The sequence below is a fragment of the Enterococcus sp. DIV0756 genome, assembly GCF_051710745.1.
Taxonomy (GTDB): domain Bacteria; phylum Bacillota; class Bacilli; order Lactobacillales; family Enterococcaceae; genus Enterococcus_A.
Window position 1 is genome coordinate 379,715 of sequence record NZ_JBIOLF010000001.1, and the last position, 20,144, is coordinate 399,858.

The following is a 20,144-nucleotide window of genomic DNA, read 5'->3' on the forward strand; positions in this document are numbered from 1 at the left end:
TGGATAGATGGAAAAGAATAGAAAATATTGTTGTTGGGTATTTATTTTTTTTATCGCTATGAGTTTTTTACTAATAGATGTTTCTAGGGTAAATGCAGCAGGAGCACCGATGGTGATTGATTTTGATGGGGAGTTATCCAACGGACTAAAGACAGAGGCTAAAGGGACGATCAACTCTATTGACGATTTAAGTAATGGCACATTCAAAGCAAAGCTTCTGACAAAATCTGAGCAAGATCCCACTGAGTTGGAGCGGTTTATTTTAGATGGTCCAATTCAAATAAATGGGTATTCTTCCTTTTTAGCCACTAATGGTATTATTTTAACTCAGTCAGAAAAAAATATTCGATTTGATGTAAGTGATCCGGAGGAACCACTCCCAGAATTGCATCTTACCCAGGTTGCAAAGACCAAATCAGGCCAATCATTGGATCTGATCGTTAAAGTTAAAAGTATTCCGAAGCTAAAAGAGGATAGCTTTCTGAACTTTCGCTGTGGAATTGCTGGAGCACTCACTATTGAGATGAAAAATGTGAGCGGTATTCGTTTTTCCAATTATTTTGTTTCCACAGATACACAGGAACCGATAGATATTCTTGCTTTTCCGGCAATTAGTGATGTTGACTATGCACAATCATTTGAGTTGAATGCTTATCCTTTAGGAAATGGATCAAATTTAAATAAAACTGGAGAAACTCGTTTTACCTCTGATGGGACAGGTGTAAATGGAATAGCTGATTTTCCATTAGGCGGGATTCTTTATCAATTTTTTGGAAACACACTAGAAGCTGGGTATGATTGTGGCTACAACTCGGATATTGATACAAATGCAAATGGGTTTGATATTTTTGGAGCTTATGGAACTGTTAAGGATGTGGAAATAGCAAAACCAGATTTTGGAGAAGTTGTCATTCCAAAGGCGGAATGGACGATAGATGAATCGACCTTTTTGCCAGATGAAACGATTCAAGTGCTATTTCAACAACCCATCAATGCATTAGACGAAAACATCAATCATCGATATGCGAATTGGGAAACCACGTTAACGTTGCCATTAGAATTACAACAACCGGAAATTCAATTGGTGGACTATAAAGGAAAAGTTGTTCCGATTGATGTCACAAAGACTGCAGAGCAAAAATACCATGTTTCTGTTTCAAGCGAGACGATGAAGTTGTTAGATTTCGCGGGCGAGATATATCAATTCAGAATCAATGGTCAACTAATGAAAGAGATAATTGATGGTACGGTTCTTTCTTTCTTGGCGGAAACAAACATAGATGGCAAACAGGACACTATTCCATTGCAGACGAATCCTATTGATCATAAGATATCAATCAAGGTTCGATATCTTCGTCAAGAGACAACGGATTCGGTAGAAAAATCAAAACGTTTTTCTTTTGGCTATGGTAAACCATGGAGAATACAACCGATTGATGCTCCGGAAGGCTACTACTTTGACGAGGAATCAACGAAAGATGAATTGTCTGGGGAAATAGTGGACTTCACTGAAAAAACGGTTATTTGCTATTACGCGCCTACAGAAAAGACAATCACTGTTAACTACCTCAATGAACAAGGTGAGAAAATCACTTCAAATGAACTAAAAGGAAATTATCAAGAGGCGTACACGACAACAGCGAATGATTTAGACGATGAATATAGTTTGCTAACAGATCGACTACCAAAAAATGCATCTGGAATTGTTGGAAATACGGATATTACCATCGACTATTACTATCGTCAAAATAAAGGGCATTGGATTGACTTAGGTTATGGAAACAGAAGTATTACCCGCATAGATTATCATGGGCACATTCGATCCAATAGTATCAATTACGCAGATGGACAATTACTAACACTGTTGAATGACAAAAATGGTATTACACTGTATCAAGATACCACTGCTGATGGAGCAGTCTCCGAGAAGAAACTTTTGACGGGTGAGAATCATTCGATTCAAGTCTCAGCTAAAGATAGGATCACGATTCAAGTTTTAGGTATGGGTCATACAAAAATCATACGGAAAAATGATCAATATACGATGGAGACTTTGATTGAAAAAGGGAATATCACCAATCAATTAAAAATCTATTCTGGTAGTCAATTGATAGAAGAACAGAATCATCAAGCAAACGGTGTTACAGGGATTCTGTTACAGCAAAAAACAACTCAATTTATTGAAGGTACCTACAAGGTTGTATCAGAGCGAGTTCAAAAAGAACCGATAACGAATACTTTGAATACTTCGGTGATTGATGCTCCTCCAACAGAATATGAGACACGATTAGAGGGTACATCACCAGAAGTTTATGAAGAGAAAGGTGAAGAAAACAATACTCAGAAGAGTGCCTCTAGCTTTTCAGAAATAACTAAGAAGATAACTGCGCCATTCGAAATGGAGCAAGTTTATGCAGAAGAACAAGATTCCATCATGGAAGATACTGGAAGTATTGACGATCAAGAGGATGTAGAGGCTAAAAGTGATGCTACTTTTACAGAGACTCTATCTGGTTCAGCTACTTTTGTTGCGAACGAAGAGGAACGTTTTTCAGGTGAACAGCTACTAGGAGATCTTGAGGATGAGACACATACTAATCAGCAATTGTCTAACAACTATCATGTGAAAGTCTATGAAAATAGCAAATTGTTAAAAGAAGAAACCGTTCCTCAAGGAAAATCAGTTGCTGTAACACTACCAGTGAAGGAAGATGAGACACCTAACGAAGAACCGATTAATATAGATGTCCAACCGCAAGCGGGTAGTGTAGCGATCGGTCAAAAAGATGAGAGCGGACAAGTTACTCCAATTCAAGATGGAAAGTTACCAAAGACAGGTTCTGTTCATTCAGACCATCTGATTTTCAACGGATTGCTATTGCTAGTAGTTGTGTCTATTTTAGGTCTACGTTATTACGTTTTAGGAGGAAAGTTAGATGCATAAATACTTTGCTAAACTCCTAAAAATTGCCATCGTCTTTTCCTTAATTGCTAGTTGTTTCATAGGAACAACGTCAGCAGAGGCAAAGCGTTCGAGAAGTCGTAAGGCGGGATCAAGTCAAACGTATCGCTATAAAAGCCCTGCACCAAAAAGAAGAGCAACGGCAAGTAGAAAGAAAAGTTACCCTGCTCGCGTTTCACGTCCAGTTTATCGTCCGAAGCCAAGAGCAACGGTTTATAGACCAAAGCCTAAACCAAAACGAGTGGTTCGTCGGACCCCAGTTCGTAAAACACCTGTGCGCAAGACTGCTAAACGATCCACTCCTAAAAAGAAAACGGTTAAACGAGCTACACCAAAGAAAACATCATCAAAGAAAAAAGCTGCACCAAAGAAGGCAACGAAAAAGAAAGTAGCAAAGAAAAGTCCTGCTAAAAAGAAAACAGCAAGTCGAAAAAAATTACCAAAAACATCAGCAAAAAAGAAAACGACTAAAAAAAATACTAAAAAGAAAAAGGCTCCTAAAAAGAAAGCAGCTAAAACAGCCAAGAAGAAAGCAACGAAAAAAAATTCTACGAAAGCAGCATCTAAATCAAAAAGTAAAAAGAAAGCTTCGACAAAAAAGAAAAATAATGTTGCGAAAAAGGCTGCTTATGCAATTGGAGATTTTATTGGGGTTAATGACGGTTATACGCTTTTAACCGGAAAGGATATCGCATCTGGGAAAAATGCTTCTCGCCTAAAAGCAGCCGGTTGGTTACTCGTAGGATTGATCCCAGTAGGAAAGGCAGGAAAAGGATTCAAAATTGTTAAGTTAGGAACGAAAGGCAGTAAGGCGGCTAAAGTCGCGGCTAAATCATCAAAAGCTGTTTCTAAAAAGGCTGGAAAAAAAGCCACGAAATATGTGACTAAAAAGGCCACAAAAAAGGCAGCGAAGAAGAAAGCCGCCAAAAAAGCTGTTAGGAGAACAGGCAAGAAAAAAGTAACAAAAAAAGCTGCTAAGAAAACAACTAAAAAGGCAGTGAAAAAGAAAGCTCCTAAGCCATATAAAAATGGTAAAATATCTAAAAAGAGCGGGAGACCGAAAGCTGGGAAGAAAGCGACTAAAAAGGTAACTAAAAAAAGTGTAACGAAAGCAGGAGTAGTGCAATCCAGAATCAATATAGCTAAAGGACGAACAAGATTTACTCCCAAAAAAGCAAATGGAGGTTTTGTTGATGCTGGATTTGATCATGTATTTAAAGGACATTTTAATAAACCTTTAGCAAATAGTCGTTCCATTTTTTCTATAAAACCAGATAAGTTGAAAAAAATTCTTCAATCATCTAAAGTTGTTAAATCTCCAGTCAAAAAGATTTCAGGAGGACAATATAAAAGAGTGGTTAATGTAGGAGAGGTAATTGGTAATACTACATTGAAACATGGAGGAAAGAAAACAACTTGGATAGTAGTTTTTACGGATGAAGCAGGAAATTTGATTACTACTTACCCAGTTCCAAAACCTTAATACTAAATGAGACGTGAGGGAAAAATGAGTAAAAAGAAATATATGCCAAAATTGTTAGAAGAATTTAGGGAAATATATAAAGATCCTAATAATCTAAAAGACTTTTTGAGTTACTACGCATCTTTAGTAAACTTTGTTGAAAAGCATCCAAAATACTTTACTGAAGAAATTAAGAACGCATGGGGGCTGTCCCAGTTGATGACTATTAACCCTGAGGAGTATATTGTTTCAGATCCAGATGTATCTTTAAAAGAGGAAAAATATGGATTAGGAACCATAGATTTTGGGAGTGCTGATAGTTTGGCAATGTCAATTAGTAGTACACTATGGGATATGGTAACTATATACTCTGGAAAAGATTGTCCTATTACTCCAGAGATGGAGCTTCGATATATCAAAAATGTATTGGATGTAGGCTCTGAAAATATTCTTTTAGAATGTTCGCAGTGTGGATGGGTTGAAGAGCCTACGGGTAAGGAATACAATGGTCCATTTGGAATTTTTTTTCCGGCAAATAAAAAAGATCTTCAAGGGATAGGAATAACGCAAAATGATGATCAAAAAAATAAATGACAACAGAATTGTTAATAATTGAGATTTTGACTAGTAGATCTTAGTGCGACTCAAACTTAAATTTTTGATTCGACTGTACTTTCAAATATATATTATTACTATGAAGCCCAATCATCTTAACTTGATGATTGGGTTATTTTTTGTACTCAAAAGGAGGAGCAAACAATGTTCGATAAATAAGAAAATCGCTACATCACGAGGGGTGTGAATGAACAGGTCTTAAAGGAGATACAGCTACAATGTTTTCAATTGATTGATGAGAAGGTGAAAAAAGCCAAGATTCAGTTAGATTATCTACAAATCTTTGAATTTAATCGGACGATTGAAAAAGTTTTTTTTATGATTGTCCAACAACAAGAATAATTGCTATCTATTAGATGTTATAAGTATGGAACATATTTTCCAAATCCTAAATATTAGCGATATGTCTACCGTATAGTAAAACTGAAAGCTAAACTTATTTGTTGCATGCTGAGCCGTACCATAAATGATGATATTTTTGAAGCACTGCTTATTTGAAAACAGATTATCAAATCATAAAATGATAGGTGTCTTTTTGTGAATAAATGAAAGAATATTGTAGTTCAGTAGCAAGCTCTTTTAAACGAGTTGAAATTGATGGGTAATTTCCATATTATAAAAACAAACTATGAGTCCTAAAAATGTAAGAAAGTTTGTTTATCTAACTTATTGTAGTTAGGATGTATTACTTATTAAACATACTTACTTGAAAAAATGGGAGAAAAAATTTGAATATCAACTTTGTTTACAAAAGTAAATTATTGATATTTTAATGTTTTAGAAGATCACCCTTACTAATCTTCTCCCGAACTCAGTTAAACAGTACGACTTAGTTTTATATTCTAAAGTAAAAGAATGATTCTTTGCTTGCTTATCATAGAAAGATTGGACTTCTGGAATTTTCAGTAATTCTTCCTTCATATAGTATTCAAAAGTTCTATCATCTAGCTGAATATGAATGTTGTCGGGTTCTGTAAACGGACTTGGGTCAGTACTTGATTCTTCAAAGCAGGGTTCAATAATTTCTAATCCCTTAAGTACTGAAATTGAAAATTTGATATCATTTGAATATTCAAATTGAAAATCAGTTGAACGATAGTAAAAAACTGTCTCTTTATTGGTATATTTCATCAAAATTCGTGTATGATTTTCCCTATCAGAAAAATATAATGACGAATCATCAAATTGAATGAATGGATCAACCATTTCAAAAACTTTATACTCCTTCAAGTAAGATATGAGAAATGCTTCATTATAATCAATTTCTTGTAAAACAGAAGAAAAACGCGGATGAACATACGGAGACTTTTGTTCATCCAAGGTAGAGGCTATTAAACTTGAAAAAAAATCTCGAACTTCTTTTATAGTTAGTTTGTATTGGGAATCATCAAGTGTTTTTTGCGTAAGCGATAGATTCTGAACTGTTCTGTTCTCGAAAGGAATTCTATTAACTTTATCAGATAAATCATTTTTGAAATCCAATATTTCTTGTTCAGAAGCATAATAATATTTCCTGGCACGCATTGCCATTTTGTTCAATCCTGCCCCCAAAATTTGACCTATAACTTTTGAAGGCGGTAAAAATAATTCCTCTGAAATTTTCTTCGAAATCGGAATAGGAGAAATATCAATTTTTATGTTTTTATCCTCACGCATAATTAAACCACCTTTCTCATAATTGACTAAGATACTGCTATTTTTTTAGTTTATCACTATTTTTGCTTAAGAGAAATACTCAACATATGTGCAGAGTAATTATTAAAAATTGAAATATAGTTGTCTAAGGGGTTCTTTTAAAATAATTTAAATTAGGTGTCAATAGCAATTGGTTATAGAATAAAACGTGGATCTACTTTATAAGGGATGATGTTTTTGTGATTAATAAAATTTTGTAATACTGAGCCATTAGTCGATATTGTATAATAGGTGACTTCGAAAATATATATTCTAATAATCATAAAAATGTTTTTAAATATGAATTTTAGTGATAAAATTATTATTAAAAGTATGTAAGATATAGAATGATATTCGAATAAGAGTCGGAAGAGTGATTTTGAGAGGAGTAGTACATGAACAAAGATTGGAGAAAGCTGAAGCAATCCGCAAACGGTATACCAACAAATGAAGCATTAATACCATATATACTTGAAGTAATTAAAGACGGTGAAGAAACAACTAATCGTGTGATAATTAATCGCGTTATGGATTTTTTGGACATTCCCGATTCGGTTGTCAATATCAAATATCCTAAATATCGCTGATAGCGAAGGTGTGCTGGCTAATAGATTCAGTTTTGCATTAAGTACATTATTAAGTACATTATATAAAGCGAATACTGTCGAACGGCCCAATAGAGGTATCTATAAAATTACTGAGAATGGTTTGTCTTTATTAAATAGATTTGGAGAGAATTTAACTAAAAAAATTCTTGAAGAACAAACTGCATATAAAGAGTATATGAGAGAACTTGAAATTCGAAACAAACGTACCGATACATTGCAATCAAAACTGCACAGTGGAGGTAGTTCTATAGAAGTAAAAGAAATAGAAAATCTGATTGCTATTCACAATAATGAAGTGGCTATTGAGTTGTTAGATAAAGTGAGGCAAGTAAAAGCAACTTTTTTTGAGAAGTTAGTGGTTAAACTTCTTATTTCAATGGGGTACAGTGGTGAAAATGGAAATGCTAAAGTAACTAGTCAATCAAATGATGGAGGGATTGACGGAATCATAAATCAAGATCCGTTAGGAACAAGTACGGTATATATTCAAGCTAAACGATATAAAGAAGGAAATACTGTCAGCCGACCAGATATCCAATCTTTTTATGGTGCTTTAGCAGGTGTGAACGCAGATAGAGGTGTATTTATTACTACATCGGATTTTTCTAGTGGTGCACAGGACTATGCGAAGAATCAAGGCATAGTATTAATTGATGGGATTCAGTTGACAGAACTAATGATGCAATATGGTTTGGGGATAGAAGAGGCTAAAGTTTATAAACAGTTCCGCATTGATGCAGATTATTTTGAAGATGAATAAGCTAATTCGAATATGATTAATTTAAATTAATATAGGAGTGGATGGAAAATGAATAATAAAAATATAACTGTATACTCAGATGGTGGTTGTAGAATTCAAAACAATGTTAAAGGTAACAAAGTTGGACCGACAGATAAAAGTGCGTATGCTTATCGGATTGAAATAGACGATCAAATTATCGAAAATGGTGAAGCTATGTTTGGAAAAACAAATAATCAAATGGAATTACAAGGATTTTCAGCTGCATTGGCTTGGTTAGTAGAGCATGATTTTTCAGATGCAGAAATCACAGCATATTTAGATTCAAATTACGTGTTGAAGGGCATTCAAGAGTGGATGGCAAATTGGAAGAAGAATGGTTGGAAAACAGCGAGTAAAAAAGAAGTATCCAATAAAAAAGAGTGGATGCTCATAGATACATTACTGCAACAATTTTCAAAAATTAATTATGTTTGGGTTAAAGGACATGCAGAAACCGCTGGAAATATTGCTGTAGATAATCTGTTAAACCAGAAGATGGACGAACTAGATTAAAATAATAATGAAAGAATCATTCAGCGGCTACTAATTCTTCTTTATATTTATTTCTGGAATATGATCTTTTTCCTTATAGAGCATATCTTTAAAAATACAATAAATAGCACGGAAAAACGAGTATTTTGATTCTCGCCTTTTTCGTGCTACTTGTTTTCTTAAGAAAAAGGAGATTGTTAGTCCGAATACCTTTTTTGCATATTCTCAACTTCTTTTTTTACCTTCTCAACGAATGAAGGTGGTGAAAGAACTTGGACATTACTGCCTTGACTTAGTAGCCACATGATGACACCAGTATCATAAGCAGTGGCTTCAATAACCACACTGTTATCATCATTTTCCTTTATAACTTTTGAATCTGGAAGTTTATCCAGAGCCGCCTCTATGATTCCCCAAAACTGGAAAGTAAATGTTACTTCCTTTCCCGCATACATGAAATGTATTTTTTTTCGAAGTTGACTATCCTCCAATCGATCTTTATGATCGATTTTGATTTTTTCCGATGTGGATTGAATATCTAGAAAACGGTCTAAGCGATAATTTAAGTAGCTCTTGTAAGTTGGATTGTAAAGAATAACATAGAAATAATATTCAGAAAAAAATAGGGATACTGGTAATCCTTTTCTCTGAACGACTTCTCCACGATTTTTTTGATAAGTAAAAGTCAAAACTGTTTGTTCGGTAATATAGCTACTAAAATCCCATACTAACTGAAGTAAATTTTCTTGGTGTTTTAAAGGATAGTAACTAAGTAGTTCGTTTGCCAACGATTGTTTGACTTTTTTACTGCTTTCTTCTGATAATTCTTCCAAAATATGGTTGATGATCTTTTCAATCTCATTTTTTGTAAGAGACCGACTTTCCAATAATATTTTGCCAATAACCAATGCTTCTTGTGGAGAAAGCTGGTCCAATTTTTCTAAAAAATAATAACCGTTGGATGGATTAACAGCAAGTCGCATTTTCAACTCATCAGTGTCTAAAGAGGTTGAGATTGTTGCAAGATCACGCTGAATCGTTCGTATAGATGTATTGTATTTGTTACTTGATTCGGTTACGGAAATAATTTCTCCTTGGTACAAAGAAATAAAAATATCCATAATACGCTGATTGCTATTCATGAGAACCTCCTGCGTCATAATATGTCACACTCTAATTGTATCATAGGGTTGGAATAAGAAGGAGTGAGAAATATGTTGGAAAAAGAACTACTTAATTCGATATATGAAGAATTTCTCGAAATTATTGATGAAAAAGAACTTTTAGAATTCTATGAATCATATCGAGGTATGACGCTAAATATACCTAAAAGATTATACTCTCACAAAAAAATACAAGCAAAATTTGCTTATATGAAAGATAAAGGTCAATTATCTAGTCGTGAGGACATAAAAAGAATGGCAAGAAAATATGATTATTCTGAAAGACAAATATTTAGGCTAATAAATGATGTGGAATATAAAATATTAAACTGATAAAATTAGATCAAGGAGAGAATGGAGGAGAAAAATGAATACAAATGAAGACGTTGCGTTGAAGGTAATTAACGAATCGCTAAAACTTCCTATTGTTAAGGTTGATAGAAAAGAGTTTTTAGTAAAGAGGTTTAAAGATAGGGTTCCAGATATAAACGCATTGCTTGAGAAAGGTCCACAAGAACTTTTTTCTAAAGAAGAACTTGATACTGAAGCACAAAAATGTATAAATCAAGTAACAGTGCAATCTAGTGCGCTCTCATTTGCTACAGGTATTCCAGGGGGATTAGCAGTGGCAGCAACTATTCCAGCTGATATTGCTCAATTTTATGCTTATTCCTTAAGACTCGCTCAAGAAATTTCTTATATTTATGGTTTTGAAGACCTTAGAGATGATACTGGTGAACTTACAGAAGAAGGTAGAAATGCTTTAGTTTTATATTTAGGGGTTATGTTAGGAGTAACAATGGCCGGTTCAGCTGTAAGAGTATTATCAAAAAATCTATCTGTACAAGTATTGAAAAAACTTCCTCAAAAGGCGTTAACAAAGACAATCTATTATCCAGTCATTAAAAAAGTTTTAGCTGTATTTGGCACAAAGTTAACAAAAAGTACTTTTGCAAAAGGGATCTCAAAAGCTGTTCCGATTGTTGGCGGAGTTGTTTCAGGTGGAATCAATTTCCTATCTATGAAGCCCATGGCAAACAAGCTAAAGAAGGAATTGGGCAAGAGTGTTAATTATTCTCAAGAAGACGCTGAAAGAGATTTAGAAGTATTAGATATTGATTTTGAGATAATTGATGATAGAGAAAAGACAATTGTTCCAGAAGATAAAACCAATAATGAAGTTGTCGAAGAAGATGTCTTTGCTAAGATCGAAAAAGCCCATCAACTATTTGAAAAGAATATAATATCAGAAGAAGAATACCAAAATCTAAAGAACAACTTGATTTCTAGTATTTAATAAAAATTAAAAATATATATTATTATTTTGAAGCTCAATCATCTAATCGGTGATTGGGCTATTTTGGTGTCTAAAGGAGGAGCAAGCAATGTTCGATACACAAGAAAATCGCTATATCACGAGGGGAGTGAACGAACAAGTACCAAAGGAAATACAGCAACGTTGTTTTCAGTTGATTGACGAGAAGGTGAAACAAGCCGAGATTCAGCTGGATTATCTACAAATCTTTGAGTTCAATCGAGATGATCAACGAGGAACCATTACGATTGTCCATCGGCAAGAAGAACCATTCTTCATTGATTATCATGAATGTCGAATAACGGATGCTTTAGCAAGTTTCCAGATTAAAAAGCTGTGGGTCATCGATGATCATACTCATCAGACGATGTTATTACCAGAAGAATATTAGCATCAAGCACTGAGTACACAAATAAGAAGTTTCCAAAATGAATCGAAAGAAGGTCTTGACAATGACAAACCAACCAGTGAAATCTGAGCCCAAAAAACGTGTGAATATCGTCTCTTTGCAGTTAGTAAAGGAGTCATCAGTATTGTATGCAGGAAGAAAATGCAATAGCCCTCAAGCGTTGTATCAGTTATTTTCTCCCTTTATCGAGCAGAAAGATAGAGAATTTTTAGTGATGGCGGGGCTTTCTCAAAAGCTAGAACCAACCATTATCCAAACGATTCACATTGGTACGATTAATCAATCGTTGGCTTATCCAAGAGATATACTGAAAGCTGCATTGTTATCTAATAGCGTGTCAATTTGCATCGCACACAATCACCCATCGGGAGACGTTACCGCCTCATTAGTCGACATTCAACTTACCGCTCGTTTAGAAAAGGCTGCTAAGTTACTACAGATTAAATTACAAGATCATATCATCATTGGCTCAGGCGGAGAGTACTTATCGATGAGAGCCGAAGGACATATCAAGGATGACGAATAACCCTAATGACGATTGCTGGTCATTGGGGGTTTCTTTTTGCAGAGAGGACGGATTGAAATGTTACATCAAGCAATCACCATACTAAAAGAACAAACGGGGATTGAAACAACTGAAAAGGACTAGGGCTTTGAATCGGTTACTGCTGAACGTGAAGAATTGGACCCGGCAATTATTCAAGTAGGCAACACAAAATTACCAGCATTAGTTATGACTCATTTGTATGTATACGTGGATCAAGAATCAGGGAAGGATTACGTGGTCTACTTCTTGACGGATATAAACAGTGAGCATGAATTTACTCGTGGGTTGTTAATAGAAGGAAAACTTCAGTGGGATTTAAATGGTGGGTCCTATGATTAGTCCTGAGATTTGGAAAACGATAGCTGAATGCCTACAGGACATCCTATTGGCGCTAGAGAAAAATGAAAGGATCGGTGATAGAGATGAAGTGGTTCAGATTGATTGCGAAGATTGCAACAGCAGTAATTGTGACGTTGATTAATGCGCAAATTATTTAATAAAGATAACTATAGAGAGGAAGAACACAATGATCGAGAAGAAATTGGAAATCGTAAAAACGGAAATTTGGCGAGACTCAGAAACACGTACCCATCGATATGTCTTTAGGCGAGAATGGGAATCCGCGAAAAAGGATGAAAAGACCGGTCCACTGGCAGTCGTGATAACCATTAGACCAAGTGATGTTGAACCGTTCACCACAGATTTGACGTTATTTCTAATAGAACAAAATATTCGAAAGCTTGGGAACTATTCTGGTTTTCTAGCTGTGAATCTGTTTAGCTCCACAGAATTAACAACGGCTTCTTCATTCGCGTCTAAAGGAACAGACGAGAACACGATGGAAACCTTAAGTACGGCACTCTCTCAAAAAGGGGTAGACACGATCATTTTTGCAGTGGGATCAGTGATTCATTCCAATGCGACTGCAATTGAACAGACGAAGGCGATTTACAGTTTGCTTAATGCGAAACAAAAGAAAATGACGAAGGTGCTGGTAGATCCCAATACTGGAAATTGGTCACACCCATTGAACCCATCTTGTAGGAAAGAATGGAGATTGGCAGCTATTGATCCAAAAGTGTTTGAACAATGACTACCTAAATGATGAACTAATGACAAAACGACTGTAAATGTCAGTGACAAAGGGAATGACGGATGAACAGGCAATGTCTGTTCTAAGTCGATAAACTGATTACGTAAGACATTTCTGATAGAAGGACGTGGGTGATGTTCATGTGGAAAAAGAAATTGAAGGGCTAAACGGTATCTATAAAACGATTGCTCAACTCACATCGTTGGATGATTGTTTGATTATCTACCAAAATTTCAAAGGATTGTCGGTTACTTTTCCGACTAAACTAATTGATTCAGACTACGTAAAAAAGCATCTTCGTAAAGAGTTGCTTCGAGAAAAGGTATTGAATAAGGAAGAAATACAACAATTAGCCGTGTCATTTGACTACTCTGAGCGGCAGATTCGGCGTTTTCTACATGAGGAGAAGCGAAGGATGCAGAACGATACCGTGGAAGAAGAAGGACTTCCATATGTAGCCCGATGGTTGAAGAATCAGAATGACAACGAAGAATAAAAAGCGCTAAGGGGGGATTATATGACCTATTGTGAAGAATGTGGCAAAAAATTAACTGATGGTGTTTCCTTTTGCGAGTATTGTGGAACGTTAGTCAAGCAGGAAAATCAAAAGGATACGACTGAGTATGAGGATATAGAAGATACGCAATTTGAGACGGTTACAGAGGTTGTTTCAGAGGAAGAACAAGTTCATGAGACACAGAAAAAAACACCTAAGAGAAAATGGTTTGTTGCAGTTATACTCATCATTCTAGTAGTTGTTGTCGGAGGTGGTGGGTACTGGTGGTTTACTCAAAAGGATAAAGCTCCAGTAACACAATCTAGCAAGACAAGTGAACGTACGTCTTCATCAACGACAGAAGAATCAATCTCTACTTCCACTGAGCAAAGCTCACAGTCGGCTTTTAACAAGCAAGAAATCGAAGAACTCGCGAATAGTACAGTGGGTAAGTTACCTAATAAAACAAGTGTTTTTGTTTCGATGATTGGTGAAAAAAACAACGACTATGAAAATAATGGGAGCACACCTATTAGATCCGCAAGTATCATCAAGCTTTTCTTAATGGAAGCATTCTATCGAGAAGTCGACGAGGGAACGATTCGTTTAGACGAGTCCTATATCTTGAAAGACACAGATAAAGTTGGTGGAACAGGTGTCTTGCAAAATTATACGGAAGGTACGGAGTTGACATATCAGGAATTAGTCCGTCATATGATCGTTGACAGCGATAATATGGCCGGAAATATTGTCATGAACATTCTTGGAGGTCCAGAAAATATTACGAAACTCATTCACGATCATGGGTTTAATGATACACGTGTTGAACGAAAATTTGTCGATACGGCTGCTTTAGCGGCTGGCAAGGATAATTATACATCTGCGGTGGATGTCGGGAATCTTTTGAAAAAGATTTATCAAAGGGAAGCTGTCTCACCGCAATACGATCAATCAATGTTGGAAGTACTAAAATACAATAAAAACCATTCAAAGTTGCCTAAACAAATTGATCCAGCAATCGCCGTCTATAACAAGACAGGGGAGTATCAAGAGTATGGTGTACAAAACGATGCTTGTATTTTTGAAACGAATGATCGTGCCTGTGTTGCTGTAGTCTTATCAGAAGATGGTAATGAGTCGGAACAAGTCTCGGCAATGAATGAATTTGGTCAACAATTAGGTGAGCTACTAGGGGAAGAGGGAAAATAGATGGAGATTAAATTTTGTCCAAGTTGTGGGAATAAAATTAGTGCAGGTGCCAAATTTTGCGGCAAGTGTGGTCGGAAGTTATCTAGTGAATCTGAATCAAATAATACAGAATCTGAAAAGAAATCTTCTATTAACAAACAAAAAGTTTCGGAAGGCATCGATGCAGCAAAAGAAGGCGCTCAAAAAACTGCCTCAAGAATTAAGAAAGCAGCAGAAGATAGCCAAATCACTGATAAGGTTCAATCCTCCATTCACTTTCTAAATCAACAGCCGGAGAAAAAAGCGAAAGTGTTAAAAATTGGCGGTGCAGTTATAGCTGTAATCATTATTGTCTTTGGCTGGAATTGGTTTTCAAGTAAAGATTATCGTCAGGCGATGGCAAATGGGGACAGTTATTTTTCACAGGGCGAGTTTGGTAAAGCCTCAGAGTTTTATCAACAAGCGCACGATCAGAAACCGGGGGATGAGAAAGCTACTGAGATGCGTAGCTACGCACAAGAACTTGGAAGCTATTGGACTATGATCAATGAAGATGACGGTTTTCCTGGTTCAAGGAGTCAAACAATCGAAGAAATAGAGGCCAAAGCAAATCAAATAAAAGATAAAACGATCAAAGCAAAGTATACAGAGGCAGCCGAGGCAATAAAAAATTCTGATCAGTACAAGTTAGAGGAACGAATAAGTCAAAAATATGAGAAGACATACGGCTCTGAACGGGCTCGATAAAAAAAGCAATTAAACCAGTTGGGATATAGAACTAAAAAGGACAATCTTTTTTCTACGACTGCAATAAGAGATATTTTGGATTCTGAACTTTATCGTGGCAATATTTCTTACAATAAAAAAGAGAACATCCGACAACAGACTAAAATAAGAAAGAAATGTAGGGAAGAAGGAAGAGAGGTTCCTCCAATCAAACAAGGGGAAAATTATGTTCTAGCCAAAGGAAAGCATGAAGCGATTATCTCAAATGAGCAATGGGAACATGTTAAATATTTACGTCAGAAAAATAAGGTTAATCCAGATAAAACACGACCTTGGGGTGCGCTTTTAACAGGAATTCTGTTCTGTCCACAATGTGGTGCAAAAATGACAATTTCTAACAGCAGCACAAAGAATAAACATGGTGAGACGATACGAAGAAAGTACTATGTTTGTGGAAACTTCAAGTCAAAAGGAAAGAAGGCATGTAGGGCTAACGGAGTAAGAGTAGAGCTTATTGAAGACATTGTTAGAAGGGCTTTTGCGGATGTCATTACGTACCCGTCATTCTTGAAAGAAACGATAGCAAAAAGCAATGATGTAATGAATCAACAACTTACTCCATTAAAGCGTCAGATAGAGGATATAAATAGCGAAATCGAAGAGATAGATAATAATATTGATCGGTTGAATCGTATCATTGGTTTTGCAGCAGACATGAAGGTAGAGGCCGAACGTCGAATAAGAGATATGCAGTCTGAGCGAATGGCGAAGCAGTTTGAGCAAGATACTATCAAGGAAAAACTTGAGATAATGACACAAACCATTAACCCAGAAGATGCAAAAGAATGCTTAACTTATATTCATGATGTTATGGGTGCAGCGTCAAAAGAGTCGTTAAAGGCGATTTACCAGACTTTTATTGACTCAATCGTTTACGATAAGGCTACTAAGACCGCGCAGATTAAATTGACAATTAGTCAGCAGATTTTAAGCAAAATAGAGGATTACAACGATACTAAAGCATCAATTCCAATTGACGGAATTGATGCTTTTTCTTTGGTCATAGTTGTATAAAAACTGGGAGGTATCTTGCGTAAGATGCCTCCCGATTTAGTTGCATTTTAAACTCCTAATTCGTTTCTTAGGTACTCTAATTCAGTTTCAACAAGACTGCGAAAATATCTTTTTGGATTATCACCAAAATCAGGTTTAGTGCGATTATTCATTTTCTTAGTATAGTATTTGGTAAGTTTTTCAGCCTCTTTCCGAGTACAGGTAGCCGCAATCAAATCAAATAAATCTCCACCACCGTGGGTATTAATGAAAATTTGTCGTAAAAGAATATCTGCTGTTGCAAATAAAAATATCTCATTATAACGTCCGTTGTCCTCATTATAGTAAAAAGTACTCCAGTCTGTTAGGTAAGTCAGATCCCATGCCTGATTTTTACACCCATTCAGTACTTTATCTAAGTCATTTGAATTCGCATTCTTTGGAGCTTTTACCCCTTCTTGATTTGTCATCAATAGAATTAGGTAGGTGTTAGTGTATTGTGAGATAAGTAAGTTATCAAAATTCCAGTTCCAAAATTCTATTATTTTTTCAATAGGAGTCGTTCCTTTTTCGCGATAAAGCCTGATTAGTTTAATCATACTAGCCAAATTCATAAGAAAATGATCACCTTCCTTATGGTATTCAACATCATTTTCAAATTGCTCCGATGTGAAATCCATTTTTGGAATTCGATCAATAACACCACCTGCAAGTTCTAACCATATTTGTGTAGGATAAAACTCAAAGATTTTCGAAAAATTATTCAGTTCTATTCGAGCTTCTACAGAATCATTAGCCTTAAAGGCATTCTCCATAATTGCGAAGCCTGCACTAACTGGGATATTGTTCATTTGAGCCCAAAGCATTAGTAAGGCTATTTGTTTTTGTTCGGATAAATCTTTTAGGGACCCATATTTTGTTAAATTGAGAAGGCTGCTTAAAAGATTTCTATCGAAAACCATAATTACTTCTTTTTTCTTTTTTTTCAAGTTTGATAATGTTGTATATTTCCACTCACCAGTAGGAGAATATTTTGGATGGAAAACAAGTCGTGATTGATCAATAGCATCCCATATTTGTTGCGGCATATCATCTTGCAATACTAGAAAACTCATATTAAATAATCCTCCTATATGTCTAAACTAATTCTAAAAAAACTTATTTCGGCTATAAATTGTTTTTACTATTATGATTGTATTATACATTTTTTTGCTTTAGAATTTTTGTTAATAAATTAAACGTTGTAATGAAAGAGATAAGAGAATCGCCCAAGTAACAAACTAGAATGTTCTTTGTTGAAAATTGAACTGTAGGAGAACACAAAATGAAGATAGAAGTAAATGTAAATAAAATAAACAAAATTGATCAGAAGATATTTTTTTCGAATAAAAAAGAGATATTTGAAAAGATGAACAAGATGGAAGATTTTTGTTGTTTAGTATCGGGCTATAGAGGTGTTGGAAAAACGACATTAGTTAAATCCTTAGAAGATGATTTTAAGAATGAAGAAGGTGAGAAGTTAAGTATTTTTATATATCAGAATCTAGATAAATATGAAAGCTACTCCCTGCTACTTAGAAAGCTTATTAGAGAATTGTTTTTACAAATATCCTCTGATGAAAAATTTGAAAATTTTAAAACAGAGAATAGTACTTTATATAATAAAATAGGAGATTTACATGAGAATAGCTTTTTTGAAATCCATAATAAAACTAGTGCTAGTTCTTATCATGAAACGCAAAAATCAGCCTCTTTTTCTATGACTTTGAAACGACTGATAGAGTTAGGGATACCAGTAGTTGTTATGTTTCTATCAGCTATAAATTGGAAAACAGGCATTATAATCAAAGATACCGGAGCGCTAGGTGTGATACTTTCCTTTATTTGGTTTATGACTAGTAGTATTAATATTGGTTCTAGTTCATTATCAAAAAAAACTAATAGTAATCAAGTAGAAAAGACTTTACTTTACGATGATGAGATCGCTGAATACCATCTTAAAAATTTATTAAAAGAGTTAAAAAAGGCAGGAGTGCGAGTATTTTTTGTTTTTGATGAGATTGATAAAATCGAAGAGTCTACAAAACTATTAAAAGTGTTGTCAGATTTAAAACATCTTCTTCTTATGAAAAACTCGTCTTCTATTGTTATTTCCGGGCAGGATCTATTTTATGAATTTGTGCTATCAGGCATCAAGGATGATGGGTTACTTTCAAACTTGTTTTCATTGACATTCCATGTTCCTCTATTAAAAAAAGAAGTTTTGGAAGAAATATCCAATTTTTACTTTCCAATAAGTGAAATAGGGGATGAGAACAAGGCAAAAGAGAGTTATTTTGATTCTTTAGTCTTGAATACGAGAAAAGTTGCTCGAAGCATGAATAATCATATTATGAGTGAAGTAGAATGGGATCAGAATAAGGGCTACATTGCAATAAATGATGATCAATTATTTGAATTTGAAAACGATTCAAAAATTTTGGATATTATCAATAAAATTGAGAATGAAGTAATTGGGACTCTTGGAACTGAACCAGCTCTATTTGATCTTTTAGATTATCATTTATTCTTGTGGGTGAAAAAAATGAAATTGTCTAGAAATCATTCCTTTGTAGAAAATGAAATATTTTCAATAAAAGACGAAATTGTTCAAAAATATCCTTATTGGTATCAAGATCGACTGCTGGTGGTCTTTAAAATTCTAATTGAGAGGTTGGAAGAAGCCACCTTGATAGAACGAGATCAGAATGAGGATACTACTGATCCAAGATATAAATTGACCATTTCTAATGAAATTGAAAGTATATCTATGTATCAAGAGTTAACTATAACTTTTTTTAAGGAATTTATTGGACTTGAGGTAATTATGAGACAGATAAATAATGATTTTGCATTTGACCATAAGAATGATTTTAACCTACGAGGCATCGTCGGTAATCTTTACAAAAATAAGGTAATAACAAAAGATAACCAAAAAGTAATAATTACTGCCATTGATTTGAGGAATAAGATAGTTCATGGAGATGTTTTATCAGAAGATGAGTTTGCACTAATGAACGAGATATCAATTAAAAGTTTAATAATTGATATCTATGAGCATTATACTTATCTTTGTTTAACAAATATCTTTAATAACGATGACGCCCACTCCAATATAATATCGGATAGTAAAAATGGATTAGATTTCATTATTAAAAGACAGCATGATCCTGATATTCTTTTTGAAATAAAAATAGTTGATCAATTTAAACAATCTGTTAGTATCAATAATTATTGGGGAAAAATCTTAGATAGTTACAATCAAATAAACAATAAAAATAACAAACTGATTGTTTTGGTGTATTTTAAAGACGTTAATTCTATTGATGAAAGTTTTATGACTCCTTATTTTGAACAGGATAATTCTTTACTTGAGAAAAAAATTTATGTTATGTATATACCGAAAATTAATACCCAACATATATGCAAATTTATTACAGAGGTTGTTAAGATGGATTAAAGCGCGAAATAGAATAGTACGCGGAGCCGTATCATAAGTAGGGATATTTTTTTTATCAGGT

Annotated in this window: 21 protein-coding genes and 1 pseudogene; 19 read left to right on the plus strand and 3 right to left on the minus strand. The window is 34.6% G+C overall.

The features are described from left to right. Positions 1–7: 7 nt before the first annotated feature. From IGI44_RS01850 to IGI44_RS01865, 4 genes are all read left to right on the plus strand, one after another. Positions 8–2,944, plus strand: coding sequence for a MucBP domain-containing protein (locus IGI44_RS01850; RefSeq protein ID WP_438786045.1), 2,937 nt, complete (start codon positions 8–10; stop codon positions 2,942–2,944). Between the two features lie 292 nt (positions 2,945–3,236). Further along, the gene (locus tag IGI44_RS01855; RefSeq protein WP_438786046.1) at positions 3,237–4,445 is read left to right on the plus strand and encodes a pre-toxin TG domain-containing protein; all 1,209 of its coding nucleotides are present in this window, start codon (positions 3,237–3,239) and stop codon (positions 4,443–4,445) included. A gap of 24 nt (positions 4,446–4,469) precedes the next feature. Next, positions 4,470–5,018 (plus strand): hypothetical protein, encoded by a 549-nt coding sequence (locus IGI44_RS01860; RefSeq protein WP_438786047.1) that lies wholly within the window; start codon positions 4,470–4,472, stop codon positions 5,016–5,018. Between the two features lie 192 nt (positions 5,019–5,210). Beyond that, entirely contained in the window at positions 5,211–5,381 is a 171-nt protein-coding gene (locus IGI44_RS01865; RefSeq protein ID WP_438788894.1) for a DUF960 family protein, read from the plus strand. Between the two features lie 435 nt (positions 5,382–5,816). On the opposite strand, the gene IGI44_RS01870 is transcribed toward IGI44_RS01865, so the two are convergent. Further along, positions 5,817–6,695 (minus strand): Abi-alpha family protein, encoded by an 879-nt coding sequence (locus IGI44_RS01870; protein ID WP_438786048.1) that lies wholly within the window; start codon positions 6,693–6,695, stop codon positions 5,817–5,819. 413 nt (positions 6,696–7,108) lie between these two features. Between IGI44_RS01870 and IGI44_RS01875 the strand changes: the two genes are divergently transcribed. Genes IGI44_RS01875 through IGI44_RS01885 form a run of 3 tightly spaced genes read left to right on the plus strand, consistent with a single transcriptional unit; the run spans position 7,109 to position 8,615 of the window. Beyond that, a complete protein-coding gene (locus IGI44_RS01875; protein WP_438786050.1) occupies positions 7,109–7,300 on the plus strand; it encodes a hypothetical protein in 192 nt (63 codons plus the stop codon). Further along, positions 7,269–8,081 carry a restriction endonuclease gene (locus IGI44_RS01880; RefSeq protein WP_438786051.1) on the plus strand — a complete coding sequence of 271 codons (813 nt, stop codon included), beginning with the start codon at positions 7,269–7,271 and terminating at the stop codon, positions 8,079–8,081. The genes IGI44_RS01875 and IGI44_RS01880 overlap by 32 nt, the downstream gene beginning before the upstream one ends. Before the next feature lie 48 nt (positions 8,082–8,129). Beyond that, positions 8,130–8,615: a ribonuclease H family protein gene (locus tag IGI44_RS01885; RefSeq protein ID WP_438786053.1), complete on the plus strand. Its 486-nt coding sequence runs from the start codon at positions 8,130–8,132 to the stop codon at positions 8,613–8,615. A gap of 176 nt (positions 8,616–8,791) precedes the next feature. On the opposite strand, the gene IGI44_RS01890 is transcribed toward IGI44_RS01885, so the two are convergent. Next, positions 8,792–9,736 carry a helix-turn-helix transcriptional regulator gene (locus IGI44_RS01890; protein WP_438786054.1) on the minus strand — a complete coding sequence of 315 codons (945 nt, stop codon included), beginning with the start codon at positions 9,734–9,736 and terminating at the stop codon, positions 8,792–8,794. A gap of 72 nt (positions 9,737–9,808) precedes the next feature. Here IGI44_RS01890 and IGI44_RS01895 point away from each other — a divergent pair, with 72 nt between their 5' ends. From IGI44_RS01895 to IGI44_RS01945, 11 genes and pseudogenes are all read left to right on the plus strand, one after another. Further along, a complete protein-coding gene (locus IGI44_RS01895; protein WP_438786055.1) occupies positions 9,809–10,090 on the plus strand; it encodes a hypothetical protein in 282 nt (93 codons plus the stop codon). A 34-nt stretch (positions 10,091–10,124) separates the two neighbouring features. Further along, positions 10,125–11,054, plus strand: a complete 930-nt coding sequence (locus IGI44_RS01900; protein WP_438786056.1) for a bacteriochlorophyll 4-vinyl reductase — start codon at positions 10,125–10,127, stop codon at positions 11,052–11,054. 88 nt (positions 11,055–11,142) lie between these two features. Next, positions 11,143–11,463 carry a DUF960 family protein gene (locus IGI44_RS01905; protein ID WP_438786057.1) on the plus strand — a complete coding sequence of 107 codons (321 nt, stop codon included), beginning with the start codon at positions 11,143–11,145 and terminating at the stop codon, positions 11,461–11,463. Between the two features lie 37 nt (positions 11,464–11,500). Then, positions 11,501–12,007: a JAB domain-containing protein gene (locus tag IGI44_RS01910; RefSeq protein WP_438786058.1), complete on the plus strand. Its 507-nt coding sequence runs from the start codon at positions 11,501–11,503 to the stop codon at positions 12,005–12,007. Positions 12,008–12,163: 156 nt separating this feature from the next. Beyond that, the gene (locus tag IGI44_RS01915) at positions 12,164–12,367 is read left to right on the plus strand and encodes a hypothetical protein (RefSeq protein ID WP_438786059.1); all 204 of its coding nucleotides are present in this window, start codon (positions 12,164–12,166) and stop codon (positions 12,365–12,367) included. A 187-nt stretch (positions 12,368–12,554) separates the two neighbouring features. Next, the gene (locus IGI44_RS01920; RefSeq protein WP_438786060.1) at positions 12,555–13,121 is read left to right on the plus strand and encodes a DUF1643 domain-containing protein; all 567 of its coding nucleotides are present in this window, start codon (positions 12,555–12,557) and stop codon (positions 13,119–13,121) included. A 142-nt stretch (positions 13,122–13,263) separates the two neighbouring features. Further along, positions 13,264–13,617, plus strand: a complete 354-nt coding sequence (locus IGI44_RS01925) for a hypothetical protein (RefSeq protein ID WP_438786061.1) — start codon at positions 13,264–13,266, stop codon at positions 13,615–13,617. Between the two features lie 21 nt (positions 13,618–13,638). Next, complete coding sequence (locus IGI44_RS01930; RefSeq protein WP_438786062.1) at positions 13,639–14,826, plus strand: serine hydrolase; 1,188 nt, start codon at positions 13,639–13,641, stop codon at positions 14,824–14,826. After that, positions 14,827–15,552 carry a zinc-ribbon domain-containing protein gene (locus IGI44_RS01935; RefSeq protein WP_438786063.1) on the plus strand — a complete coding sequence of 242 codons (726 nt, stop codon included), beginning with the start codon at positions 14,827–14,829 and terminating at the stop codon, positions 15,550–15,552. Positions 15,553–15,567: 15 nt separating this feature from the next. Beyond that, positions 15,568–15,825: pseudogene (locus IGI44_RS01940) on the plus strand (recombinase family protein); the annotation flags it as partial. A gap of 60 nt (positions 15,826–15,885) precedes the next feature. Beyond that, positions 15,886–16,605: a zinc ribbon domain-containing protein gene (locus tag IGI44_RS01945; RefSeq protein WP_438788895.1), complete on the plus strand. Its 720-nt coding sequence runs from the start codon at positions 15,886–15,888 to the stop codon at positions 16,603–16,605. Between the two features lie 47 nt (positions 16,606–16,652). Here the strand turns inward: IGI44_RS01945 and IGI44_RS01950 are convergent, their stop codons facing one another. Beyond that, a complete protein-coding gene (locus IGI44_RS01950; RefSeq protein ID WP_438786064.1) occupies positions 16,653–17,699 on the minus strand; it encodes a hypothetical protein in 1,047 nt (348 codons plus the stop codon). Positions 17,700–17,908: 209 nt separating this feature from the next. Between IGI44_RS01950 and IGI44_RS01955 the strand changes: the two genes are divergently transcribed. Next, on the plus strand, positions 17,909–20,083 hold the full coding sequence (locus IGI44_RS01955; RefSeq protein ID WP_438786065.1) for an ATP-binding protein: 2,175 nt from the start codon (positions 17,909–17,911) through the stop codon (positions 20,081–20,083). Positions 20,084–20,144: the final 61 nt, after the last annotated feature.